Source organism: Streptomyces sp. NPDC088730 (assembly GCF_044751215.1).
Taxonomy (GTDB): Bacteria; Actinomycetota; Actinomycetes; order Streptomycetales; family Streptomycetaceae; genus Streptomyces.
Genome location: NZ_JBIVLK010000003.1, coordinates 696066 through 719493, shown reverse-complemented (window position 1 = coordinate 719493; position 23428 = coordinate 696066). Strand labels below are relative to the sequence as shown.

Here is a 23428-nt window from a genome sequence, read left to right as displayed (position 1 = left end):
TCGGCGCTGCTGGCCTCAGCCTACTGTCGCGTGATGCCGGGGTGCCCCCGATCCGGATGCGGGCGGCGGGCCTCGCCAATGGGGTTGGGCATTGTGAGAGGCTGAATCGCATGAACCGGCTGGCTGGTGTGACCTCGCCTTATCTGCTGCAGCACGCTGACAACCCGGTCGACTGGTGGCCCTGGGGGCCGGAGGCGTTCGAGGAGGCCCGGCGGCGCGATGTGCCCGTCCTGCTGTCGGTCGGGTACTCGGCGTGCCACTGGTGCCATGTGATGGCTCATGAGTCGTTCGAGGACGAAGTGGTCGCGGCGTACCTGAACGAGCACTTCGTGCCGGTCAAGGTCGACCGTGAGGAGCGTCCGGATGTGGACGCCGTCTATATGGAGGCCGTGCAGGCGGCGACCGGGCAGGGCGGCTGGCCGATGACCGTGTTCCTCACGGCAGAGGCGGAGCCCTTCTACTTCGGGACGTACTTCCCGCCCGAGTCCCGGCACGGGCTTCCCTCCTTCCGGCAGGTGCTCGAAGGCGTCGCCGCGGCCTGGACGGAGCGGCGCGACGAGGTCGGTGAGGTGGCCGGGCGCATCGTCCGCGACCTCTCGCAGCGCACACTCGCCCACGGCGGGGAGGGGCTGCCGGCCGAGGCGGAGCTGGCGCAGGCGCTGCTCGGGCTGACCCGGGAGTTCGACGAGAAGAACCGCGGTTTCGGCGGCGCGCCCAAGTTCCCGCCGTCGATGGTGATCGAGTTCCTGCTGCGCCACCATGCCCGTACCGGGGCGGACGGTGCGCTCCAGATGGCGGCCGGCACCTGCGAGGCGATGGCCAGGGGCGGGATGTACGACCAGCTCGGGGGCGGGTTCGCCCGGTACTCGGTGGACCGGGAGTGGGTCGTCCCGCACTTCGAGAAGATGCTCTACGACAACGCGCTGCTCTGCCGGGTGTACGCCCATCTGTGGCGCTCGACCGGGTCCGAGCAGGCCCGCCGGGTGGCGCTGGAGACCGCGGACTTCATGGTGCGCGAGCTGCGTACCGCCGAGGGCGGCTTCGCCTCCGCGCTCGACGCCGACAGCGAGGACGCGGACGGGAAGCACGTCGAGGGCGCGTACTACGTCTGGACCCCGGCGCAGTTGAGGGAGGTGCTCGGGCCGGACGATGCCGCCTTCGCCGCGGAGTACTTCGGGGTGACGGAAGAGGGCACCTTCGAGGAGGGGGCCTCCGTGCTCCAGCTGCCCCTCACCGGCCCGGCCGACGAGGCGCGGGCCGCCGGCGTACGGGCCCGGCTGCTCGCCGCACGTGAGCTGCGCCCGCGGCCGGGGCGGGACGACAAGGTGGTCGCCGCGTGGAACGGGCTGGCCGTCGCGGCGCTCGCGGAGGCGGGCGCGTACTTCGACCGCCCCGATCTCGTCGAGCGCGCCACCGAGGCTGCGGACCTGCTGGTGCGGCTGCACATGGGGCCGGTCGCCCGGCTGGTCCGGACGTCCAAGGACGGGCGCGCCGGGGAGCACGCGGGCGTGCTGGAGGACTACGGCGATGTCGCGGAGGGCTTCCTCGCGCTGGCGGCGGTCACCGGTGAGGGCGTCTGGCTGGAGTTCGCGGGCTTCCTGCTGGACATCGTGCTGGAGCACTTCACCGGCGAGGGCGGTCAGCTGTACGACACCGCGGACGACGCCGAGCAGCTGATCCGCCGCCCGCAGGACCCCACCGACAGCGCGACTCCGGCCGGCTGGACGGCGGCGGCCGGCGCGCTGCTCTCGTACGCCGCGTACACCGGCTCCGAACCCCACCGCACCGCCGCGGAGGAGGCGTTGGGCGTGGTGAAGGCGCTGGGGCCGAAGGCGCCGAGGTTCATCGGCTGGGGGCTCGCGGTGGCCGAGGCGCTGCTCGACGGCCCGCGCGAGGTGGCCGTGGCCGGGCCGGTCGGCGGTGAGCTGCACCGTACGGCGCTGCTGGGACGGGCGCCCGGCGCGGTGGTCGCGGCGGGGGAGACGGCCGGGTCCGAGTTCCCGCTGCTGGCGGACCGGCCGATGGTGGACGGCGCGCCGACCGCGTACGTGTGCAGGCACTTCGTGTGCGAGGCGCCGACCACCGACCCGGAGGTGCTGGCCCGCGCCCTCGGCGGTGCCGTGTCCTGACCGGCGGTCACAGCAGCAGGCCGCCCTCCAGGGTGTCCAGGGCCTCGTTGACCATGGCCACCAGGTCGCCGGTCTGGCCCTGTTCGGCCCAGTACAGCGTCACCTCGCGCAGTGCGCCCAGCACCGCCGCGACGAAGATCCGGATCTTCAGGTCGCCGGCGCTCCGGCCGGTGCGTTCGGCGAGCACCTGGGCCAGGACCTTCGCGGTGTCCGACATGGTCTCCGTCATCCGCGCCCGGATGGCGGGGACCTCCACCATGAGCCGGGTGCGCTGGCGCAGTTCCTCGCTCGCCGTGGCGATGAACGTCGTCAGCGTCTCGACCATCATCAACCGCACGGCGACCAGGGGCGGTTCATCGGCCGGCCGGCTCCGCAGCGACGCTTCCATGATCGGGTCGTACTCGTCGGTGAGGACGATGTCCTCCTTGGTCGCGAAGTACCGGAAGACCGTGCTCGGCGACACCTCCGCCGCCTCCGCGATCTGCTCGATGGTCGTCGCGTCGTACCCCTGCTCGGCGATCAGCCGGTAGGTCGCCTTCCGGATGGCGACCCGGGTCCTGAGCTTCTTGCGCTCGCGCAGTCCCAGCGGGGGCTGCGTGCCGGGTGCGGTGGGAGGGGTGTGAGAGGTGGCGGCCATGGTCGCCATTGTCAGGCATCGACGGGGGTGGCGGCCACGTCGGCCGGCTCCTCGCGCCTCGGCTTCGGCGTGGTCAGGAAGGCTCCGACCAGCAGGGCGCTGACCAGTGCGGTGGCGCCGATGACGAGCATGACCAGACTCATGCCGTGCAGATAGGCGGCGTCGGCGGAGTCCGCGAGCCGCTGTACCCCGAGCTTCGCCGCCACGGCGTGGGCGGCGACGACCGACTCCCCGGCCGTGTCCGCCGCGTCGGCCGGCAGCCCGGCGGTGTCGAGCCGGCCGCTGTAGGCACCGGCGAGCAGGCTGCCCAGCAGGGCGATCCCGAGCGCGCTGCCCGTCTGGCGCACGGTCATCAGCAGTCCGGAGCCGCTGCCCGCCCGGTCCGGGGGCAGGGCGCCCAGCGCGGCGTCCATGGCGGGCACGACGGCGAAGCCGAAGCCGACGCCTGCGACGGAGAGCCAGAGCGCGGTGAAGCCGTAGCCGCTGTCGACCGTCGTACGGCTGCCGAGGAGCGCGGCGAAGGCGAGCACGACGAGTCCGGCCGACATCGTGGCGCGGGCCCCGAAGCGTGCGTTGACCGGGCCGCCCGCCCGCGTGGCGACGATCAGCCCGCCCATCATCGGGAGCATCCGTACCCCCGTACCGAAGGCGTCGTTGCCCAGTACGGCCTGGAGGTAGCCGGGCAGGATGAACATCAGCCCGGCCAGTACGAACATCACGAGTGTCGCCGCGAGCGTGCTGAGCAGGAACGTCCGCTGCCGCAGCAGGGGCATGTCGAGCATCGGGCGGGTGGCCTTGCGCTCACGCAGGACGAGCGCGCCGATCAGGACCACGCCTGCGGCCAGCACCGCCAGGACCAGCGGGTCGCCCCAGCCGCGGCCCGGCGCCTCGATGACCGCGTAGATCAGGGTGCCGAGGCCGGTGGCGGTCAGCACGGTGGAGACGAGGTCGACCCTGGGGGCCGCGGGGTCGCGCGTCTCCGGGAGCAGGAACACGCAGGCGGTGACGCCGATGCCCACCATCGGGACGTTGATCACGAAGACCGAGCCCCACCAGAAGTGGTCGAGCAGCCAGCCGCCCAGGATCGGGCCGAGCGGCATGCCGAGCGCGGAGGCGGCCGAGACGATACCGATGGCCTTCATCCGGTCCTTCGGCTCCCCGAACAGCGAGGGCAGCACGGCCATGGCGAGCGGCATCACGAGGGCGCCTCCGACGCCCATCACGCAGCGGGCCGCGATCACGGTGGGCACGTCGCCGGCGAGCGTGCCTATGACCGAGCCCGCGAGGAAGACGCCGAGGCCGGTGATGAGCATCCGGCGTCGGCCGAAACGGTCCCCGAGCAGCCCTGCCGGAAGCATCAGCGCGGCGAACACCACGACGTACGCGTCGGCCATCCACTGCTGTTCGCCGGTGGTGGCGCCGAGCTCACCGGCCATGGTCGGCAGCGCCACATTGAGGATGGTCATGTCGAAGCCCAGGACGAGCATGCTCGCCACCAGCGCGCCCAGGGCCCACCAGCGTCGGTTCATGGCGTACTCCTTTGAGAGTTGCAGTCAAGTGACAGTAACTCTCAAACAGTGGCGAGTGTCAATATGGGCCGCGGCGCTCCCGGTGCCAGGGCATGAGAAAGGGCCGCGGCTCGAACGCCGCGGCCCTGCTGGGGGTTTCAGCCCTGGTTGTACGCCACCAGGGAGATGCCGACGTAGTGCGCGACGAACGCCGCCAGGGTCAGCGAGTGGAAGACCTCGTGGAAGCCGAACCAGCGGGGTGACGGATTCGGCCGCTTGATGCCGTAGATGACACCGCCGGCGCTGTACAGCACTCCGCCGACGACCACCAGCACCAGCACCGCGATCCCGCCGGCCCGCATGAAGTCCGGCAGGAAGAAGACCGCGGCCCAGCCCATCGCGATGTAGCACGGTGTGTAGAGCCAGCGCGGGGCGCCGACCCAGAACACCCGGAAGGCGATGCCCGCGACCGCCGCGCCCCAGACCGCCCACAGCAGCGGGGTCCCGGTGGAGCGGGGCAGGAGCAGCAGGGTCAGCGGGGTGTAGGTGCCCGCGATGATCAGGAAGATGTTGGCGTGGTCCAGCCTGCGCAGCACCGCCTCGCCGCGCGGCCCCCAGGTGCCGCGGTGGTAGACGGCGCTCACACCGAACAGCAGGCACGCGGTCAGGATGTAGACCCCGCAGGCGATCCGGCCGCGGGTGGTGTCCGTGAGCGCGATGAGCACGATGCCCGCGATCAGGACCGCGGGGAACATGCCGGCGTGCAGCCAGCCGCGCATCCGCGGCTTCAGCTCGACATCGTCGGTTCCGGCTGGTTCCAGCCCGGTGGGCTCGGGTGCGGCAGCAGCGGCAGCAGTCATTCCCGCATCGTACCTACGCCACCGTAGGTTGCGGATATGAGTGGCGATGCTCACGTGGGCGGCCCCCTGGACATATGGGCGGAACGGTCGGATGATCAAATGAGTGCGGTCGGCACCGGATGAGCGCCAGGGGTAATTCGAAGGGGTACAAGCATCCGGGTCGCAGCCCCCACGGGGCCTACCAGACAGACACCCTCATCAAGGAGCGATCGTGGCGCGCGACATCGCGGCTCCCCTCACTGTTCCCACCAACCACCAGGAGCTCGTCTCCTGGGTCGACGAGATCGCAGCCCTCACCGAGCCGGACCGAGTGGTCTGGTGCGACGGCTCCGAGGCCGAGTACGAGCGCCTGTGCGGGGAGCTCGTGGCCAAGGGCACGTTCACCGAACTCGACCGGATCAAGCGCCCGAACTCCTACTACGCCGCCTCCGACCCGAGCGACGTCGCACGGGTCGAGACCCGTACGTTCATCTGCTCCGAGAAGGAGGAGGACGCCGGTCCGACGAACCACTGGAAGGCCCCCGCGGAGATGCGGGAGATCTTCGTGGGCGCCAACGGCGTCTTCCGCGGCTCCATGCGCGGCCGGACCATGTACGTCGTGCCCTTCTGCATGGGCCCGGTCGGCTCGCCGCTCTCCGCGATCGGCGTCGAGATCACCGACTCCGCCTACGTCGCCGTCTCCATGCGCACCATGACCCGCATGGGACAGCCGGTCCTCGACGAGCTCGGCACCGACGGATTCTTCGTCAAGGCCGTCCACACGCTCGGCGCACCCCTGGCGGAGGGCGAGGCCGACGTCCCGTGGCCGTGCAACTCCACCAAGTACATCTCGCACTTCCCCGAGGACCGCGAGATCTGGTCCTACGGCTCCGGCTACGGCGGCAACGCCCTGCTCGGCAAGAAGTGCTACGCGCTGCGCATCGCCTCCGTGATGGCGCGCGACGAGGGCTGGCTCGCGGAGCACATGCTGATCCTCAAGCTCGCGCCGCCGCGCGGGGAGTCGAAGTACGTGGCGGCGGCGTTCCCGAGCGCCTGCGGCAAGACGAACCTGGCCATGCTGGAGCCCACGATCTCCGGCTGGACCGTCGAGACCATCGGTGACGACATCGCCTGGATGCGGTTCGGCGAGGACGGCCGGCTCTACGCGATCAATCCCGAGGCCGGCTTCTTCGGCGTCGCGCCCGGCACCGGCGAGCACACCAACGCCAACGCCATGAAGACCATGTGGGGCAACTCCGTCTTCACCAACGTCGCGCTCACCGACGACGGCGACGTCTGGTGGGAGGGGATGACGGAGGAGCCGCCCGCACACCTCACGGACTGGAAGGGCAACGACTGGACCCCGGAGTCCGGTACGCCCGCCGCCCACCCCAACGCCCGCTTCACCGTCCCGGCCGGCCAGTGCCCGATCATCGCGCCCGAGTGGGAGGACCCCAGGGGCGTGCCGATCTCGGCCATCCTCTTCGGCGGCCGCCGTGCCTCGGCCGTGCCGCTGGTCACCGAGTCCTTCAACTGGCAGCACGGGGTCTTCCTCGGAGCCAACGTCGCCTCCGAGAAGACCGCCGCCGCCGAGGGCAAGGTCGGTGAGCTGCGCCGCGACCCGTTCGCCATGCTGCCGTTCTGCGGCTACAACATGGGCGACTACATGAAGCACTGGATCAAGGTCGGCGCGGACAAGCCGGACCAGTCCAAGCTCCCGAAGATCTACTACGTGAACTGGTTCCGCAAGAACGAGGCCGGCAAGTTCGTCTGGCCCGGCTTCGGCGAGAACAGCCGCGTCCTGAAGTGGATCGTCGAGCGGCTGGAGGGCAAGGCCGAGGGCGTCGAGACCCCGATCGGAATCCTGCCGGCCAAGGGCTCGATCGACACCGAGGGCCTGGACCTCTCCGAGTCCGACCTGGACTTCCTGCTCAAGGTCGACAAGGAGGTCTGGCGCGAGGAGGCGGCACTGGTCCCCGAGCACCTCAACACCTTCGGGGACCACACACCGAAGGAGCTGTGGGAGGAGTACCGGGCCCTGGTCCAGCGCCTGGGCTGAGCGCCGGTCCCGAGGAGTGGCCACGGCCGGAGCGCCGTGGGTAGGTGGCACCCGGTCCACGCGCCTCTACGGCACGTGGACCGGGGCCGTCAGAGGGCGCCGACCAGGTGCGACGGGTCGGCGGAGAGCGCCGCGGTGTGGGCGTCCATCCGCTCGGCCGAGAGGATCGCGACGGCCGTGTCGGCGCGGGACGCCGCCACCACCAGGGTGCGGCCCGCGAGGGCGTGGGCGCGGCGGTGCAGGGCCGGGGCGGGGGCCTCGCTCAGACCGGCGTGCCGGGCGGGCGGTGTGCCGCGCAACCGGGCGACCTGTTCGGCGATGCGGTCGCCCGCCTCGCCGAGCCCCAGTTCGTCGGTGACCGCGAGCAGTGCGGCCAGATGTCCGGCGAGCTGGATGTCCAGCTCTTCCTCGCGGGTGCGGTGCGGGAAGTCGGCGTGGTCGGCCGGTGTGTGGACCGATTTGGTGCGGATCGGTTCGTACATGGATGGCCTCCTGGTGTTGCTGTGGAACCATCCTAGCTTGGATTCAGTCTAAAGTTGTCCAGATTCGCGATCGGATGAGTGCGCATCCTCGCCCTGGCCGCGCCCACACCTGGCCGTACCCGGCGGTTACACCTGGCTGTACCCGTCCAGGAAGCGGGCGATCCGGCCGATCGCGTCCGTCAGGTCCTCGGTCGAGGGCAGGGTCACGACCCGGAAGTGATCGGTCTCCGGCCAGTTGAACCCCGTCCCCTGCACCACCATGATCTTCTCGGCCCGCAGCAGGTCGAGCACCATCTGCCGGTCGTCCTTGATCTTGTAGACCTTCGGATCGAGCCGCGGGAAGAGATACAGCGCGCCTTTGGGCTTCACACACGTCACGCCCGGGATCTGTGTCAGCAGTTCGTACGCCACGTCCCGCTGCTCCAGGATGCGGCCGCCCGGCAGCACCAGGTCGTTGATCGACTGCCGTCCGCCGAGCGCGGTGGCCACCGCGTGCTGCGAGGGCATGTTGGCGCAGAGCCGCATGTTGGCCAGGATCGTCAGTCCCTCGATGTACGAGGAGGCGTGCGCCTTCGGGCCGCAGACCGCCATCCAGCCGGAGCGGTAGCCGGCCACCCGGTAGTTCTTCGACAGCCCGTTGAAGGTGAGGACCATCAGGTCGGGTGCGATGGTCGCGGTCGGGGTGTGGGTCGCTCCGTCGTACAGGATCCGGTCGTAGATCTCGTCGGAGCAGACGACCAGGTTGTGGCGGCGGGCGATCTCCGTCAGCCCGCGCAGCATCTCGTCGTCGTACACCGCACCCGTCGGGTTGTTCGGGTTGATGATCACCATGGCCTTGGTGCGGTCGGTGATCCTCCGCTCGATGTCCGCGAGGTCGGGCATCCAGTCGGACTGCTCGTCGCAGCGGTAGTGCACGGCCGTGCCGCCGGCCAGCGAGACCGACGCCGTCCACAGCGGGTAGTCCGGAGCCGGGACCAGGACCTCGTCGCCGTCGTCGAGCAGCGCCTGCATCGACATCTGGATCAGCTCGGAGACGCCGTTGCCCAGGTAGACGTCCTCGACGTCGAGGTCGATCCCCTTGGTCTGGTAGTGCTGCATCACCGCCCGCCGCGCGGAGAGCAGCCCCTTCGCGTCGCCGTAGCCGTGCGCCCCGGAGAGGTTGCGCAGGATGTCCTCAAGGATCTCCGGCGGGCACTCGAAGCCGAACGCGGCGGGGTTGCCGGTGTTCAGCTTGAGGATGCGATGGCCTGCCGCTTCCAGCCGCATCGCCTCCTCCAGCACGGGGCCCCGGATTTCGTAACAGACGTTGGCGAGCTTCGTGGACTGGATGACCTGCATGTCTGCGAGCTTACGACTGTGTTTCGCGGGGTGCCCGGCCTTTCCCCGCAGGTTGACCCAGCCGGGTCGGCCGGTCCGTCCGGCCCGGCTTCCATCCCATGCGCCGACCGCCCGCGAACCGTGGGAACGCGGGGCGCGGACGGGGGCAGGGCTTGGAAAGGTGTGGGGCCGGGGCGTGACACGGCAGGACGGGTGAGATGCGCCACGGTGCCCTCGGCCGGGGGGCGCGCGGGGCCTTGGGGTCTTGGGGCGTGGGGCTCCGTGGGGTGCGGGTCCGTCCGGCGCTCCGGTTCCGTCCTCAATCGCCGGACGGGCTTGAGCGGTGCGGGTGCTCCGCCTGTGCGGGGCCGCCTGCCCGGTGGGTTGGGGGTTCGGGGTCCCTCCGGGGCGTCTCCTCGGACGACGAACGTGCGGGGGGGTACGCAATGAGCACCCGGGTCTGTGTTCGTCGTCCTGCGGGGACGCCCCTGCACGCCCCCGAACCCGGCCGTCGCGCGTCTGCAGACGCGACTGATGCAGGGGTGGGGACGTGCAGGGGAGTCCCCGCAGAAAATGGCGTACGACCCGGGTCCCTCGCGGTCCGGGGTGAACACGCCATTTCCGAGGAGACGCCCCGGAGGGGCACCACCCCCCACCCACCGCACCAGGCGCACCCCACGAACAAGCGAAGCACCCCCACAGAGCCGCGCCCTCCGGCTACTTGCCCTTGTCCTCGGCCAGCGTGTGCGCGACCAGGGCGTTGGCGTGGCCGTGTCCCATCGCGTGCTCGGACTTGAGCCAGGCCACGATCTCCATGTGCTTGGTCAGCGGCGAGGCGCGGATGAGGTCCTTCCACTCCGCGACCGGACGGCCGTACTTCTGCTCGATCGACGGGAAATAGCTCGCGGGGCCCTTCACTGCGTCAGTCATGGCGTAAGCCTCTCAGCCGGGTCTGACAGTCGACCGGATCCGCGGCTCCGGAACCGTGCCCGGAGGGTCGTCCACGCCTGCCGGCAGGGCCCGGTGGTCGGATCCGCCCCTTGTGCGGCTCCTCTCGATGCGCCACCATGCGCATGTCAAACCGGAAGAACTTCGGTCGCAGAGGCCCCACACGCTCTGCGCAGGTCACTTGAGGGGACCCCCACATGAAAAAGCCTCTCGTCGGTGCGCTCTTCGCCGTACTGCTCCTCGGAGCCGGCACGGCGACCGCGACCGCGGCCACAAGCCACGACGCGACAGCACCCAGCACGGTCACGGCGGCGGCGTCATCGAGCCACACGGCGGTCCGGGCGAAGGCCAGGACCAAGGCGGTCGGCTTCGCCGGAACCGTGGCGCTCAGCAACTGTTCGGGATCGGTCGTCCGTACACCCGGCTCCCAGCCGGGCGATCCCGCGCTCGTGCTCTCCAACGGGCACTGCATGGAGTCCGGTTTCCCCGGGCCCGGTGAGGTCGTGATCGACCAGCCCTCCACCCGCAGCTTCACCCTGCTGTCCGCCTCCGGCGGCAACCTCGGCACGGTACGGGCGAGCAAGATCGCGTACGGCACGATGACGGACACCGACATATCGGTGTACCAACTCACCTCCACGTACGCCCAGATCGAAAGCAAGTACGGCATCAAGGCGCTGGAGCTGAACACCGCGCACCCGGTGCAGGGCGCGGCGATCACCGTGGCGTCCGGGTACTGGAAGCGCACGTACAGCTGCAACGTCGACGGGTTCGTCTACCGCCTCAAGGAGGGCGAGTGGACCTGGAAGGACTCGGTCCGCTACACCTCCGCCTGCCAGACCATCGGCGGCACGTCCGGCTCCCCGGTGATCGACAACGCCACCGGCAAGGTCGTCGCCGTCAACAACACCGGTAACGAGGACGGGCAGGAGTGCACGGACAACAATCCGTGCGAGGTCGACGAGAACGGCCAGGTGACGGTCCGCGAGGGCATCAACTACGCCCAGGAGACGTACGGCATCGTGCCGTGCATCGGTGCGGGCAACGTCTTCGACCTGGATGCGGAAGGGTGCGCGCTGCCCAAGCCGTAACGGGTGGGGCACAGCCGGGCGGGGCGGGAGTTGTCTCCCGCCCCGCCCCGTTCCAGGTCTCTGTCCGGCTCAGATCTTGCGCCACCGGGCGTGCGCCCAGGAGTAGAGGCCGAAGGCGGCCAGTCCCACCGCGATGAGGGCCAGCAGCCACGGGCCGGCCGGGGTGGAGCTGAAGGAACGCAGCGTGTCGTCCATGCCCTTCGCCTCACCGGACCGCGCCTTCACCGCGGCGGCGACAGCGAATCCGCCCGCGACCGCGAAGACGACGCCGCGGGAGACCCCGCCGAACACTCCGGTGATGTCCACGCCACGTCGCTGGGCGGGCGACATCTCGTCCATCCGCAGGCGCTTGTGGAACTTACGCATCGCGGCCCGTGCGGCTATGTACAGGCCGATTCCGGCAATGGCCACGCCGGCGATCCCCACCAGCCAGCGGCCGCCCGGCAGGTCGAGCACCTTCGCCGTGACGTCCTGCGACTGCGAGTCGCTCGAACCGCTGCCGCTGCTCTTGTTGCCGGCGGCGAACGTCAGGACCGAGTAGGAGACGAAGCCGTAGAAGACGGCGCGCCCCGCCGACGCCAGCCGCTTGGTCGCCTTGTCCCCGTCGGGTCCCGAGGCCCCGAACGCGGCCTCGGACAGCCGCCACAGGGCCATGCCCACGAGGGCGATGCCCAGGACCCACAGCAGGACGGAACCGAAGGGCTTCTGGGCTATCTCGCTCAGCGCCCCGCCTCGGTCGGCCTGCTTCTTGCTGCCCCCGCCGTTGAAGGCGATCCGCAGCGCGAGGAAACCGACCAGGAAATAGATCACACCGCGAGCGATGAAACCCGCCCGTCCGCCCATCTCGACCGCTTTGCTGTCGCCGGCCCGGCGAGCCTTCCCTTTGCCTCTTTGCGCTGCCGCAGATGTATTCATGTCCCCCGGTTGCCCGGGAGAGCGATCGGGAAACGATTCCGCCGCGGCCGGGAGAGAGTTCAAGCGCCGGGGTGTGGACCGTCGGGCCCTGGGCATCCGGCTTTCCGGAGGTTGATAAAAATGGTTCCCCTGCTTGTCGTTCTTCTGATCGTCCTGTTGCTGTTCGGTGCCGGGTTCGCGCTCAATCTGCTCTGGTGGATCGCAGGCATCCTGCTGGTGCTGTGGCTGCTCGGATTTCTCCTGCGGTCGGGTTCCGGCAGCAGCCGCGGCCGTTGGTACCGCTGGTGAACCGAGGGGTCAGGGCGTGTCCGTCCGCCCTGCCCCCCGGCCCCGCCGGACGGCGGTTTCGATGCCGTCCAGCAGGACGTCCAGCCCCGCGGTGAACGTCTCCCGGGCCTCTCGCTCCGGATACGGCACCGCGTCGTCCCCGCCCGGTTCCGGCCGCGCCGGCTCCCGTTCCATCCGGCTCAGTTCCGGGTAGCGGTCCGCGAAGTCCGGGACCAGCTCCATGAGCGCCGCGGAGCGGGCGTACCACCACTCCTCGTCCGCCCGCCCCGTCGCCGACGCCGCCTCGCGTGCGTCGGCGACGGTCTGCGCGGCGCCCCGCACGAAGTGGAACAGCGTCCCGACCAGGCGCCTCAGCACCTCGGCGCCGAGCCCGGTGCCGTAGAGGAGGCGCACGAGCGCGTCCAGTCCCGCGTACTCGTGCGGGCCGAGCACCGGACGGGCCTGGGAGACCTGGAGCACCCACGGGTGGCGCAGGTAGAACGCGAGCGTGTCCCGCGCCCAGTCCGTCAGATCCGTACGCCAGTCGCCCGATCCGGCACGGCCGGCCGGGAGTTCCGCGTGCACCGCGTCGTACATCAGGTCCAGCAGTTCTCTCTTGCCGGGAACGTAGGTGTAGAGCGCCATCGCCGTGCGCCCGAGCCGCTCGCCCACCGCCCGCATCGACAGCGCGGCCATGCCGTCCTCGTCGGCCACGGCGATCGCGGCGGTCACGATCGCGTCGACCGTGAGCCCCGGCCTGGGCCCCGGGCCCGCCGTGCCACGCGGCTCAGGCGGTGCGGCCGAGCGCCACAGCAGCGACATCGATCGACGGGCATCGCCCTGCCCGGCATAGACCACCACTTGCGACTCCTTACGCCGTAAAGTAACTTCGGTCAGTAATTCCTTATGGCGTAAAGTACCAAAGTTCGGTGAGGGGCTGGTTTCGCGTGGTGGTGCAGGGGTTGGCTGTGTCGTACGTGCGGGTCGAGGAGGTCGAGCGGATCAGCCCGCGGATGCTGCGGATCAGCTTCTCCGGGGACGCGCTGGCGTCGCTCATGGAGGACCGGCCCGACCAGCAGATGAAGCTCTGCTTCCCGAGGGCGGGGCAGCGCGTGCCCCGGCTGCCGGAGCCGGACGCGGAGGACACCTACGGTATGCGCTGGTACGAGGCGTACCTCGCGATCCCCGAACCGGAGCGGCCGCTCATGCGGAGCTTCACCGTCCGCTCGTACCACCCCGGCTCCGGCCTGATGGCCGTCGACTTCGTGCTCCACGGCGACGACGGGCCCGCCACCCGCTGGGCCCGTACCGCCGGGCCGGGGGACGTGGCCGGCATGGTCGGCCCGTCCTCCGCGTACGCCCGGCCGCTGCCCCGGGCCGGGCACCTGCTGCTGGCCGGTGACGAGTCGGCGCTGCCGGCGATCGGGACGATCCTCGAAGCCCTGCCGGCCGGGGCGCGGGCGACGGTCTGCGCCGAGGTGGCCGACGCGGCCGAGGAGCAGCGGTTCGACAGCGCGGCCGAGGTGACGGTGTGTTGGGTGCACCGGGACCGGGGCGGATCGCTGTTGGACGCGGTCCGGTCCGCCGAGCTGCCGCGGGGCGGTACGGCCGGCTGGCTCGCGGGCGAGGCCGGCACGGTCCGCGCACTGCGCCGCCATCTCGTCGAGGAGCGCGGACTGCCCAGGTCCGCCGTCGAGTTCAGCGGCTACTGGCGGCGGGCGCTCACCCAGGACGACGCGCCCACGCAGGAGGACCTGGAGTGGGCGGCGGAGCGGGCGGCCGAGGAGTCCTAGGGTCGCACGGAGCGGCCGGCCAGGGTCTGGGTCCGCTTCCCGTCCTCGATGACGAAGCGGCCGTCGATCAGTACGTGCGGGATGCCGAACGGCAGGGTGCGCGGTTCGTCGAACGTGGAGCCCGCAGCCACCGTCGACGGGTCGAAGAGGACCAGATCCGCCCGGTAGCCCTCGCGCAGGAGCCCGCGGTCGGCCAGCCGCAGCCGGGCCGCCGGCCGGGAGGTGAGGTGGGCGACGCACTCCTCCAGGCTGAGGATGCCCAGCTCCCGCGTGTACCGGCCGAGGTACTGCGGGAAGGTGCCGTAGGCGCGCGGGTGCGGCTTGTCGCCCTGGAGGATGCCGTCGCTGCCGCCGGTGTGGACCCGGTGGCGCATGATCTGCCGGACGTTCTCCTCGTGGCCCACGTGCTGGAGGATCGTCGTGCCGAGCCGGTCCTCCCGGAGCACCCGCCGCGCGGTCACCCAGGGCTCCTCGCCGCACAGCCGCGCGGACTCGGCCACCGTACGGCCGACGTACGCGTCGAGGCCGGGCACGCTGACCCCGGAGATCTCGATGCGGTCCCACTCGATGGGCACACCGTGGCAGCCGTCCGCCCCGACCACCTCCATGTCGTGGCGGATCCGGGCCGCCGTCGCGTCGTCGGCCAGCCGGGCCAGGACCGATTCGGGGCCGCCCTCGCTCGCCCAGCTCGGCAGCATGGCGACCAGGGTCGTGCAGCCCGGGGTGTACGGGTAGGTGTCGAGGGAGATGTCGGCGCCCGCGTCCAGGGCCCGGTCGAGGAGGGTGAGCAGTTCCGGCGCCCTCCCCTCGTTCACGCCGAAGTTCATGGTGGCGTGGGCGAGGTGCAGGGCGCAGCCCGCGGTTCGGGTGAGCCGCACCATCTCCTCGTACGCCTCCAGCGCACCCGCCCCGTAGGAGCGGTGGTGCGGGCAGTAGTAGCCGCCGTGCTGGGCCACCACCCGGCAGAGTTCGGTGAGTTCGGCGTCGTCCGCGTACATGCCCGGGGTGTAGGTGAGCCCGGAGGACATCCCGACGGCGCCCTCGGCCATGCCCTGGGCGACGAGTTCCTTCATCCGGGTCAGCTCGGCCGCTGTGGCGGGCCGGTCGTCCCAGCCGACCGCGTACATCCGGACGGTTCCCTGCGGGATCAGGTAGGCGGCGTTGACGGCGATGCCCTGCCCGCCGAAGTTGCGGTCGAGCCGGTCCAGGTACTCGCCCACCGTGCGCCAGTCGAAGTCGATGTCGCTCCCGTCACCGTTCCAGCCGGTGATGGAGCGGCGGACCTCTGCGAGGGTGCGGTCGTCGGCCGGGGCGTACGACAGCCCGTCCTGGCCGAGGACTTCGAGGGTGACGCCCTGTGCGGCCTTCGCGCTGTGGTCGGGGTCGCGGAGCAGTGCGAGGTCGCTGTGGGCGTGCATGTCGATGAAGCCCGGGGAGAGCGCGAGCCCGTCGGCGTCCAGGACACGGGTGCCGGTGGGGCGCGGCCCGGGGGCGCCCTCGCGGTGGATCTCCGCGATCCGGCCGTCGCGGACGGCTACATCGGCGCGGTAGGAGGGGGTGGAGGTGCCGTCGATGACGCGGGCGTCGCGGATGACCAGGTCCATGCGGGGTGCCTTTCGATACCCGGCCCCGCCGCGCGGCTGCGACATCCAGCCTCGCCGGCGTGTGAGGCGCGGGGTCCGGGGCGGGGCCCCGGTTACGGGAACGGGCGGGGTGGGGAAGGCACCCCGCGGGGGATCAGAAGAACGTGCGGATGTAGTCCGTGACGGTGCCGTCCGCCGCGACCAGCGGAATCAGCTGCCACTTGTCGAAGCTCGTGCAGGGGTGCGAGAGCCCCATCCCCACCCAGTCGCCGACCTCCAGCCCGGCCCCGTCCGCCGTACGCACCCACGCGTGCTGGTCGGACAGCCCGGTGATCTCGATCCCCGACGCCTCGCGGACCGATCCGTCCCGTCCCGACCGCACGACCTGCGCCACGGGCAGGTCCAGGTCGTAGGCCGCGTCCCGCTTGCCCGCGTTGAGGAACGCCTGCCCGGGGGAGGGGTGCGAGACGACCTGCGCCCAGAGCCGGAAGGCGGGCTCCAGAGCGCCCTCCTCGGGAACCCGGTTGAAGGGGGTCAGCTGGCGGTAGTGACCGTCGTCGTGCGAGACGTACGCCCCTGAGCGGAGCAACTTGAGTACGGGGGAGGACAGTTCCGGGATCTCGGCGAACACGTCGGCCACCGCGTCGAACCAGGCACTGCCGCCCGCACTGATCACGATCGGCTCACCGGCCTCCAGTGCGGCGAACCGTCCCCGCGCGTCGAAGTCCGCGGCCAGCGCGACGAGTCGGCGCAGCCAGTCCCGTACCCGCTCGCCGGAGGCCTGGGGCACCTCGCCCTCGTAACCGGCCACGCCCACCAGGCGCAGGGTCCCGGCCCCGGCGACCGCGTCCGCGACCTCGGCGCAGTCGGCCTCGGTACGGGCCCCCGTGCGGGCGCCCTCGCCGGCGCCGAGCTCCACGACGACGTCGACCGGGCGGGAGGCGCCGGCCGCGCGCAGGGCGTCCTCCATCAGCTCGACGCCGCGCACCGAGTCGACGTAGCAGACGAACCGGAATTCGGGGTCGGCTTCCAGCTCGCCCGCGAGCCACCGCAGCGCGGCGGCGTCCACGAGTTCGTTGGCGAGGAAGATGTGCCGGATCCCGTAGGCCCGGTAGACCCGCGCCTGGTGGGGCACCGCCGCGGTGATGCCCCACGCGCCGTGCTCCAGCTGGCGGGCGAACAGCTGCGGGGACATCGACGTCTTGCCGTGCGGGGCGAACGCGAGTCCGTGGCGCTCGGCGTACGTCTCCAACAGGGCGAGGTTGTGCTCGACGGACTCGGCCGACAGGGCGAGCACCGGAGTGGTGAACCCGCCGGTGAAGAGGGAGCGCCGCTCGGCGGCCAGCGCCGCCACGGTCAGCCCCTGCGCGTCGGGCGGGAGCGCCTTGAACCGGTGGTCGACCCGCTCGTCGGCGAGTCCGGCCAGACCGGTCAGCCCGGCCACGGGACGGTCGGCAGCCTCGGCAGCCATGGGGTGCCTCCTCGATCGAAGTAGGTCGTCGTCGTACGATTACGTTGCAGCATATGCAACACCCATTGCGCATATCGCTCAGGGCTGTCTAACATCCGAGCCGACGCCCGGTCAATGGTGAGAACCGGTGCCGCCCGCAGACCAAGAGGAGCCCCGAGTGTCCGGAACCCCGGCCAGGACCGCCGCGACCACGGATGTCGTCTGCCTCGGTGAGTCCATGGTGACGTTCCTGCCCTCGCAGCCGGGGCGCCTCGCCGACGTGCCGTCCTTCGGCCGGGGCATCGGCGGCGCCGAGTCCAACGTCGCCTGCGCGCTCGCCAGGGCCGGGCACCGGGCGGCCTGGGTGAGCCGGGTCGGGGCGGACGGCTTCGGCGACCACCTCGTCGACACGATCGCCGGCTACGGCGTCGACACCTCCGCCGTCCGGCGCGACCCCGACCGGCCCACGGGCATCTACTTCCGCACGGCGACGGACCGCGCGGCCGACGTCCACGAGGTGGCGTACTACCGGGCCGGCTCCGCCGCCTCCGCGATGTCCCCCGCCAACGTCCCGTACGAGGCACTGCTCGCCGGCCGGGTCCTGCACCTGTCCGGCATCACCGCCGCGCTCTCCGCCGACTGCCTGGCGCTGCTGCGCGAGCTGACCGCGCCGCGTCCCGGCCGGCCGCTCGTCTCCTTCGACGTCAACCACCGGCCCGGACTGTGGCGGGGCGGCGACACCTCTCCCCGCGTCCTGCTGGAGCTGGCCCGTGGCGCGGACCTCGTCTTCGTCGGGGACGACGAGGCGGCCGAGGCCTGGGGGATCACCGGAGCCGAGGCGATCCGCGCCGCGCTCCCGGAGCCGGCGGTCCTGGTCGTGAAGCGCGGCGCGGACGGGGCGACGGTCATCGCCGGCGACACCGTCACGGAGGTGCCCGCCCTCCGGGTCGACGTCGTCGCGCCCGTCGGCGCCGGTGACGCCTTCGCCGCCGGATTCCTCTCCGCCACCCTGCGCGGACTGCCCGTCCGCGACCGCGCCCGCCACGGCCACCTGATGGCCGCCGCCGCCCTCACCGTCCCCGGCGACCTCACCGACCCGCCCGCCCGCGACCGGGCCGACCGCCTGGTGGCCCTCGACGACACCGCCTGGGGGAGACTGCGTCTCGGCCCCGGGTGGACGGGGGACGACCAGGAGGTACGTACACCATGAGCGAGCGCGGCGAGCGATCCGACAAGAGGGACGTCACCGGCGAAGGCCGGGCCGAAGGCAGCGGGGCACGCGGATGAGCCAGACCGTCGACCGGGCGCTGAGCATCCTGCCGCTGCTCGCACAGGGACCCGCCGACCTCGGGCAGGTGGCCGAGCGGCTCGACGTCCACAAGTCCACCGCGCTGCGGCTGCTGCGCACACTCCACGAGCACGGACTCGTCTACCGCCAGCAGGACCAGCGCTACCGGCTCGGCGCACGGCTCTTCGCGCTCGCCCAGGAGGCCGTCGAGAACCTCGACGTCCGGGAGATCGCCCACCCGCACCTCGCCGAACTCAACGAGAGCTGCGGACACACCGTCCACCTCGCGGTGTACGAGGAGAACGAGGTCCTCTACATCGACAAGGTCGAGAGCCGCTACCCGGTCCGGATGTACTCCCGGATCGGCAAACCCGTCGCGATCACCGTCGCCGCCGTGGCCAAGCTCCTGCTCGCGGACCTGACGGAGCCGGAGCGGCGCGCCGTCGCGGAGAAGCTCGACTACCCCATGTACACGTCCCGTTCGACCCCCGGCGCCGGCGCGTTCCTCAAGGAGCTCGCCGCCGTACGCGAACAGGGCTGGGCCACCGACCTCGGCGGCCACGAGGAGTCCATCAACTGCGTCGGCGCCCCCATCCGCGGCGCCGACGGGCGCGTCGTCGCCGCCATGTCGGTCTCCGCACCGAACGTGGTCGTCACGGCAGAGGAACTCCTCACCCTGCTCCCGCTGGTCCGGCGCACCGCCGACACCATCAGCCGGGAGTACTCCGGCACCAACCGACCCAAGAAAGCCTGATCAGCGATGACCGACAAGACCGCACTCACCCCGAGCACCCACACCGCCCCGCCCGCGAAGTTCTCGCACGGGGTACGCAAGGGGAACATCCTCCAGGTCGCCGGCCAGGTCGGCTTCCTGCCCGCCGTGGAGGGCCAGGCCCCGACCCCGGCCGGTCCCACCCTGCGCGAACAGACCCTCCAGACCTTCGCCAACGTCAAGGCGATCCTGGAGGAGGGCGGCGCGAGCTGGGACGACGTCATGATGATGCGCGTCTACCTCACGGACGTCGACCACTTCGCCGAGATGAACGAGATCTACAACACCTACTTCGGCGAGCAGGACCTCAAGGCCGCCCCCGCCGCCCGCACGACCGTCTACGTCGGCCTGCCCAAGGGCCTGCTCATCGAGATCGACGCCCTCGCGGTGCTCGGCTGAGCCTGACCGCCACCTTGCCGCACCCGCACCACCGCACCACGCACGGCACGACGCCCCGCCCCACCGGGGCGCCGTGCCGCGCTCCCCTCGCAGGGCGTGCCGTCCAACTGCCGTCTGCCGCGCGGCGCCTGGCACGCACGCTCGCGGCGTTGCCGAAATGACCTAGTAGCTCCGCTACGAGGCCACTCCGGCGCCTTGCGATCGCACGCACCGGGCGCCGCGCGGCCGCCCTCCGGGCTACGACGACAGTTGGACGGCACGCCCTACCCAAAGCCCCATGGACGACAACGGAGTTACCCATGCAGCTCGCCGCCAGCCCCCCACCGGTCGAGACGCCACCCCACACCGGTGGACTCCTCCTCCTCATAGACGGGACGGCCGGTCTCCTGACCGTCGCCGTCCTCGGTATCGCGCTCCTCCTCCTCCTGATCATCAAGGTCAGGCTCCAGCCCTTCGTCGCGCTGCTCGCCGTCTCCATAGCCGTCGGCCTGGGCGCCGGACTCTCCGTCACCGAGCTGTTCGGAACGGTGCAGAGCTCCGCCGCCGTCTCCATCATCGAATCCGGCATGGGCGGCATCCTCGGCCATGTCGCGATCATCATCGGCCTCGGGACGATGCTCGGCGCGATCCTCGAAGTCTCCGGCGGAGCCGAGGTGCTGAGCGCCCGCCTGCTGAACCTCTTCGGTGAGAAGCGCGCCCCGCTCGCCATGGGCCTGACCGGTCTGATCTTCGGTATCCCGGTCTTCTTCGACGTCGGCATCTTCGTCCTCGCGCCGATCGTGTACGCCGCCGCCAAGCGCTCCGGCAAGTCGATCCTGCTGTACTCGATGCCGCTGCTCGCGGGCCTGTCCATGACCCACGCCTTCCTGCCGCCGCACCCCGGACCGGTCGCCGCCGCCGGGCTCTTCCACGTCTCCCTCGGCTGGGTCATCCTGATGGGCGCCGTCGTCGGCATCCCGTCCGTACTGGCCGCCTGGGGCTACGCCGCCTGGATCGGGAAGCGGATCTTCGTCGACGTCCCGCAGGACATGGTCGAGGCGGCCGAGGAGGCCAAGGCCGCCGTCGTCGCGGAACAGCGCACCGCCGGAGTCACCCCGCAGGAGGCCCCGGTCGCGCTCGGCACCGTACTCGGGATCATCGGCACCCCGCTGCTGCTGATCCTCGCCGCGACGTTCTCCTCCATCGCGCTGGACCCCTCGACCCTCCGCTCGGTCATCGAGTTCTTCGGCCACCCGTTCGTCGCCCTGACCATCGCGCTGCTGCTCGCGTACTACCTGCTCGGCATCCGGCGCGGCTGGTCCCGCAAGTCCCTGGAATCGGTGTCGACCTCCTCCCTCAAGCCGGTCGGCAACATCCTGCTGGTCGTCGGCGCGGGCGGGATCTTCGGCGCCGTGCTCAAGAACAGCGGCATCGCGGACGCGCTCGCGGACACCTTCAACGACGTCGGCCTGCCGGTCATCCTGCTGGCCTGGCTGATCTCCGCGGTGCTGCGCATCGCGCAGGGTTCCGCGACGGTCGCCATCGTCACCACGGCGGGCATCGTCGTCCCGCTGGTCGAGGGCCAGGGCATGTCGCAGCCGCATCTGGCGCTGATCATCATGGCGATCTCGGCCGGTTCGATCATCGCCTCGCACGTCAACGACGGCGGCTTCTGGATGGTGTCGAAGTACTTCGGCATCTCGGAGCGCGACACCCTGAAGTCCTGGACGGTGCTGGAGACGGTCCTGTCCGTCACGGGATTCCTGGTCGCGGCGCTGCTGAGCCTGGTGATCTAGCGTCGCTCCGGCACGGTGGCCCGTGACATGCAGCAGCGCCGCCGGGGGAGCGGCGGCGCTGCTGGTCATGGATGCGGGCCCCGTGGTGCGGGACCTCGGACGGTTACGGCAGGCCGTGCACGTGCGGGCCGACCGCGTTGGACCACGCGTTGCCCGACTTGGCGTCCCAGTTGGTGGACCAGGTCATCGCGCCGCGCACACCGGGGTAGGTCTTCGACGGCTTGAAGCTGCCGCAGCCGGTGCCCTTGGCCAGGCAGTCCAGGGCCGCGTTCACGACCGAGGGGGCGACGTAGCCGCTGCCCGCGCCACTGGTGGAGGCCGGGACACCGAGGCCGACCTGCGAGGGGTCGAGGCCGCCCTCCAGCTGGATGCAGGCGAGCGCGGTGAGGAAGTCCACCGAGCCCTGCGAGTAGACCTTGCCGTCGCAGCCGAGCATCGAACCGCTGTTGTAGTACTGCATGTTGACGACGGTCAGGATGTCCTTGATGCCGAGCGCCGTCTTGAAGTACTCACCGGCGGTGGACTGCATGTCGATGGTCTGCGGCGCCATCGTGATGACGAGGCCGGAGCCCGCCTTCTGCGACAGCGAGCGCAGCGCCTTCGTCATGTACGTGGAGTTGAGGCCGTTCTCCAGGTCGATGTCGACACCGTTGAAGCCGTACTCCTGGATGAGCGAGTAGACGGAGTTGGCGAAGTTGGTCGCGGACGCGTCGCTGTTGACCGAGACCGAGCCCTTCTCGCCGCCGACCGAGATGATGACGTTCTTCCCGGCCGCCTGCTTCGCCTTGATGTCGGCCTTGAACTGGTCGACGGTGTAGCCGTTCAGGCCCGCCGTGTCCAGGTTGAAGGTGACGGCGCCGGGCGTGGCCGTGGCGTCGGCGAAGGAGACCGCGATGATGTCGTAGTTCGCCGGAACATCGCTGAGCTTCTGCACGGTCGCGCCGTTGTTGAAGTTCTGCCAGTAGCCGGTGACCGCGTGCTTGGGCACCGAGGTGGACGGGACACCCGGGTCCGTACCGCCGCCGACGGCCGTACGGCCGCTGACCGAACCGGACTTGACGGACTCACCGGCCGCGTTGGTGGCGGTCACCGTGAACTGGTACGCGGTGTTGGCCGTGAGCCCGGTGACGGTGGCCGAGTTGCCGGTGGTGGTGGTGGCCTTCGCGCCGTCCTTGTAGACGGTGTAGCCGGTCGCGCCGGAGACCGCGTTCCAGGACAGGGAGACGGAGGAGGCCGTGGTCGTGCCGACCGCGAGACCGGCCGGGGCGGCGGGGATCGTCGGGCCGGGGTCGGTCCCGCCGCCGCCGTCGGGGCCGCTCACCGAGAGGTCGTCGACGAAGTAGGCGGACTGGCCGTACCAGCCGTGCGTGTACACGGTGACCGAGGTGGTGTTCGCCCCGGTCTTGAAGCTGGTCGAGAGCTGGGACCAGCTGCTTGAGCCGGGCGTCCAGGTGGACACGTCGGTGGTGCCGGTGCCGCTGACGCCCAGGTAGGCGTAGCCGCCCTGGACCCAGGAGCTGAGCGCGTAGGTCGAGTTGGGCTTCACCGCGACGGTCTGCGTGCACTGGGCGTTGTCCTGGCCGGCCGGGGTGGCCTTGAGGGCGGAGGTGCCGCCGTGCACGGGGGACGAGACGGTGGTGCCGGAGCCGCCGGAACAGGTCCAGTTGGCGAGGCCCGACTCGAAGCCCGCGTTCTTGGCCACGTTGACGTCGGCGGCCTGCGCGGTGCTGACGAGGCCGGTGACGGTCAGGGCGCCGGCGGCGGCGACGGCCACGGCGGCGCCCAGCGCCTGACGGGTGCGACGCCCTCTTCGGCTGGTTACGGGGGAACGTTCCACTTGCTGCCTCCGTGGGGGAGTTGGGGATGGCGGGGGAGCGACACGGGGATGTCGGGGGTGTGGAATCGAGGAACGGTGGCCACCGCTGGCCGATAAACTGGTCCAGACCAATCAAGTTGTCAAGACCTCTGGCAGCGAGAGCTGTCCATGTGTGCCGGTTGTCGCGGGCGGCAACCGGCGGCCCGGCGTGCGTACCCACTCACGGGTGACGTGTGCGACGGGGCCGGACAGTGACGATTTCCGCCGCCCTTTCTTATGGCAAGTGCATGTCAAGGTCTGCGGTGACGTGCGCGAATGAATTCCAGCGGTACGGAAATGGGAATGCCTGACAGTAACCCT

The 23428-nt window shown here is 71.0% G+C and carries 20 protein-coding genes; 9 read left to right on the top strand and 11 right to left on the bottom strand.

Going from position 1 to position 23428, the window contains the following annotated elements; genetic code table 11:
- Positions 1-110 precede the first annotated feature (110 nt).
- Positions 111-2129, top strand: coding sequence for a thioredoxin domain-containing protein (locus tag ACIP89_RS15075; protein ID WP_402115193.1), 2019 nt, complete (start codon positions 111-113; stop codon positions 2127-2129).
- A gap of 7 nt (positions 2130-2136) precedes the next feature.
- Here the strand turns inward: ACIP89_RS15075 and ACIP89_RS15070 are convergent, their stop codons facing one another.
- The 3 genes from ACIP89_RS15070 to ACIP89_RS15060 all read right to left on the bottom strand — a co-directional run bounded on the left by ACIP89_RS15070 (position 2137) and on the right by ACIP89_RS15060 (position 5134).
- Complete coding sequence (locus ACIP89_RS15070) at positions 2137-2766, bottom strand: TetR/AcrR family transcriptional regulator (protein WP_401921016.1); 630 nt, start codon at positions 2764-2766, stop codon at positions 2137-2139.
- Between the two features lie 11 nt (positions 2767-2777).
- Positions 2778-4295, bottom strand: coding sequence for an MFS transporter (locus tag ACIP89_RS15065; protein WP_402115191.1), 1518 nt, complete (start codon positions 4293-4295; stop codon positions 2778-2780).
- A 137-nt stretch (positions 4296-4432) separates the two neighbouring features.
- Positions 4433-5134 (bottom strand): hemolysin III family protein, encoded by a 702-nt coding sequence (locus ACIP89_RS15060; RefSeq protein ID WP_401921012.1) that lies wholly within the window; start codon positions 5132-5134, stop codon positions 4433-4435.
- A 211-nt stretch (positions 5135-5345) separates the two neighbouring features.
- Between ACIP89_RS15060 and ACIP89_RS15055 the strand changes: the two genes are divergently transcribed.
- Positions 5346-7172 (top strand): phosphoenolpyruvate carboxykinase (GTP), encoded by a 1827-nt coding sequence (locus tag ACIP89_RS15055; RefSeq protein ID WP_402115189.1) that lies wholly within the window; start codon positions 5346-5348, stop codon positions 7170-7172.
- A gap of 89 nt (positions 7173-7261) precedes the next feature.
- Here ACIP89_RS15055 and ACIP89_RS15050 read toward each other — a convergent pair whose 3' ends face one another.
- From ACIP89_RS15050 to ACIP89_RS15040, 3 genes are all read right to left on the bottom strand, one after another.
- The gene (locus ACIP89_RS15050) at positions 7262-7654 is read right to left on the bottom strand and encodes a hypothetical protein (RefSeq protein WP_073736763.1); all 393 of its coding nucleotides are present in this window, start codon (positions 7652-7654) and stop codon (positions 7262-7264) included.
- Positions 7655-7780: 126 nt separating this feature from the next.
- Complete coding sequence (locus ACIP89_RS15045) at positions 7781-8992, bottom strand: pyridoxal phosphate-dependent aminotransferase (protein WP_402115188.1); 1212 nt, start codon at positions 8990-8992, stop codon at positions 7781-7783.
- A 696-nt stretch (positions 8993-9688) separates the two neighbouring features.
- Positions 9689-9901 carry a DUF4287 domain-containing protein gene (locus tag ACIP89_RS15040; protein WP_123523909.1) on the bottom strand — a complete coding sequence of 71 codons (213 nt, stop codon included), beginning with the start codon at positions 9899-9901 and terminating at the stop codon, positions 9689-9691.
- 215 nt (positions 9902-10116) lie between these two features.
- Here ACIP89_RS15040 and ACIP89_RS15035 point away from each other — a divergent pair, with 215 nt between their 5' ends.
- Positions 10117-11010 carry a serine protease gene (locus ACIP89_RS15035; RefSeq protein ID WP_402115186.1) on the top strand — a complete coding sequence of 298 codons (894 nt, stop codon included), beginning with the start codon at positions 10117-10119 and terminating at the stop codon, positions 11008-11010.
- 69 nt (positions 11011-11079) lie between these two features.
- Here the strand turns inward: ACIP89_RS15035 and ACIP89_RS15030 are convergent, their stop codons facing one another.
- A complete protein-coding gene (locus ACIP89_RS15030; RefSeq protein ID WP_401929639.1) occupies positions 11080-11925 on the bottom strand; it encodes a DUF1206 domain-containing protein in 846 nt (281 codons plus the stop codon).
- A 120-nt stretch (positions 11926-12045) separates the two neighbouring features.
- On the opposite strand from ACIP89_RS15030, the gene ACIP89_RS15025 reads away from it, so the two are divergent.
- A complete protein-coding gene (locus tag ACIP89_RS15025) occupies positions 12046-12213 on the top strand; it encodes a DUF5670 family protein (protein WP_402115184.1) in 168 nt (55 codons plus the stop codon).
- Positions 12214-12222: 9 nt separating this feature from the next.
- Here ACIP89_RS15025 and ACIP89_RS15020 read toward each other — a convergent pair whose 3' ends face one another.
- Complete coding sequence (locus ACIP89_RS15020; protein WP_402115183.1) at positions 12223-13053, bottom strand: TetR/AcrR family transcriptional regulator; 831 nt, start codon at positions 13051-13053, stop codon at positions 12223-12225.
- An 89-nt stretch (positions 13054-13142) separates the two neighbouring features.
- On the opposite strand from ACIP89_RS15020, the gene ACIP89_RS15015 reads away from it, so the two are divergent.
- Entirely contained in the window at positions 13143-13985 is an 843-nt protein-coding gene (locus tag ACIP89_RS15015; RefSeq protein ID WP_402115229.1) for a siderophore-interacting protein, read from the top strand.
- On the opposite strand, the gene ACIP89_RS15010 is transcribed toward ACIP89_RS15015, so the two are convergent.
- Both ACIP89_RS15010 and ACIP89_RS15005 read right to left on the bottom strand, forming a co-directional pair.
- Positions 13982-15589 carry an amidohydrolase family protein gene (locus ACIP89_RS15010; RefSeq protein ID WP_402115181.1) on the bottom strand — a complete coding sequence of 536 codons (1608 nt, stop codon included), beginning with the start codon at positions 15587-15589 and terminating at the stop codon, positions 13982-13984. The genes ACIP89_RS15015 and ACIP89_RS15010 overlap by 4 nt on opposite strands.
- 133 nt (positions 15590-15722) lie before the next feature.
- Entirely contained in the window at positions 15723-17039 is a 1317-nt protein-coding gene (locus ACIP89_RS15005; protein ID WP_402115180.1) for an amino acid deaminase, read from the bottom strand.
- A 157-nt stretch (positions 17040-17196) separates the two neighbouring features.
- Between ACIP89_RS15005 and ACIP89_RS15000 the strand changes: the two genes are divergently transcribed.
- The 4 genes from ACIP89_RS15000 (at position 17197) to ACIP89_RS14985 (ending at position 21252) form a co-directional block, all read left to right on the top strand.
- The gene (locus ACIP89_RS15000; protein ID WP_402115178.1) at positions 17197-18228 is read left to right on the top strand and encodes a sugar kinase; all 1032 of its coding nucleotides are present in this window, start codon (positions 17197-17199) and stop codon (positions 18226-18228) included.
- A gap of 73 nt (positions 18229-18301) precedes the next feature.
- Positions 18302-19060: an IclR family transcriptional regulator gene (locus tag ACIP89_RS14995; RefSeq protein ID WP_401920997.1), complete on the top strand. Its 759-nt coding sequence runs from the start codon at positions 18302-18304 to the stop codon at positions 19058-19060.
- A gap of 6 nt (positions 19061-19066) precedes the next feature.
- Positions 19067-19477, top strand: coding sequence for a RidA family protein (locus ACIP89_RS14990; RefSeq protein ID WP_311303532.1), 411 nt, complete (start codon positions 19067-19069; stop codon positions 19475-19477).
- 299 nt (positions 19478-19776) lie between these two features.
- Positions 19777-21252 carry a GntP family permease gene (locus tag ACIP89_RS14985; RefSeq protein ID WP_401929628.1) on the top strand — a complete coding sequence of 492 codons (1476 nt, stop codon included), beginning with the start codon at positions 19777-19779 and terminating at the stop codon, positions 21250-21252.
- A 103-nt stretch (positions 21253-21355) separates the two neighbouring features.
- On the opposite strand, the gene ACIP89_RS14980 is transcribed toward ACIP89_RS14985, so the two are convergent.
- The gene (locus tag ACIP89_RS14980) at positions 21356-23089 is read right to left on the bottom strand and encodes a chitinase (protein ID WP_401920994.1); all 1734 of its coding nucleotides are present in this window, start codon (positions 23087-23089) and stop codon (positions 21356-21358) included.
- Positions 23090-23428: the final 339 nt, after the last annotated feature.

Bases quoted from the DNA above. Each gene is read 5' to 3' on its own strand.
- ACIP89_RS15075 (WP_402115193.1), top strand. From the start codon at position 111: ATGAACCGGCTGGCTGGTGTGACCTCGCCTTATCTGCTGCAGCACGCT.
- ACIP89_RS15070 (WP_401921016.1), bottom strand. From the start codon at position 2,766: ATGGCCGCCACCTCTCACACCCCTCCCACCGCACCCGGCACGCAGCCC.
- ACIP89_RS15065 (WP_402115191.1), bottom strand. From the start codon at position 4,295: ATGAACCGACGCTGGTGGGCCCTGGGCGCGCTGGTGGCGAGCATGCTC.
- ACIP89_RS15060 (WP_401921012.1), bottom strand. From the start codon at position 5,134: ATGACTGCTGCCGCTGCTGCCGCACCCGAGCCCACCGGGCTGGAACCA.
- ACIP89_RS15050 (WP_073736763.1), bottom strand. From the start codon at position 7,654: ATGTACGAACCGATCCGCACCAAATCGGTCCACACACCGGCCGACCAC.
- ACIP89_RS15045 (WP_402115188.1), bottom strand. From the start codon at position 8,992: ATGCAGGTCATCCAGTCCACGAAGCTCGCCAACGTCTGTTACGAAATC.
- ACIP89_RS15040 (WP_123523909.1), bottom strand. From the start codon at position 9,901: ATGACTGACGCAGTGAAGGGCCCCGCGAGCTATTTCCCGTCGATCGAG.
- ACIP89_RS15035 (WP_402115186.1), top strand. From the start codon at position 10,117: ATGAAAAAGCCTCTCGTCGGTGCGCTCTTCGCCGTACTGCTCCTCGGA.
- ACIP89_RS15030 (WP_401929639.1), bottom strand. From the start codon at position 11,925: ATGAATACATCTGCGGCAGCGCAAAGAGGCAAAGGGAAGGCTCGCCGG.
- ACIP89_RS15025 (WP_402115184.1), top strand. From the start codon at position 12,046: ATGGTTCCCCTGCTTGTCGTTCTTCTGATCGTCCTGTTGCTGTTCGGT.
- ACIP89_RS15010 (WP_402115181.1), bottom strand. From the start codon at position 15,589: ATGGACCTGGTCATCCGCGACGCCCGCGTCATCGACGGCACCTCCACC.
- ACIP89_RS15005 (WP_402115180.1), bottom strand. From the start codon at position 17,039: ATGGCTGCCGAGGCTGCCGACCGTCCCGTGGCCGGGCTGACCGGTCTG.
- ACIP89_RS14995 (WP_401920997.1), top strand. From the start codon at position 18,302: ATGAGCCAGACCGTCGACCGGGCGCTGAGCATCCTGCCGCTGCTCGCA.
- ACIP89_RS14990 (WP_311303532.1), top strand. From the start codon at position 19,067: ATGACCGACAAGACCGCACTCACCCCGAGCACCCACACCGCCCCGCCC.
- ACIP89_RS14985 (WP_401929628.1), top strand. From the start codon at position 19,777: ATGCAGCTCGCCGCCAGCCCCCCACCGGTCGAGACGCCACCCCACACC.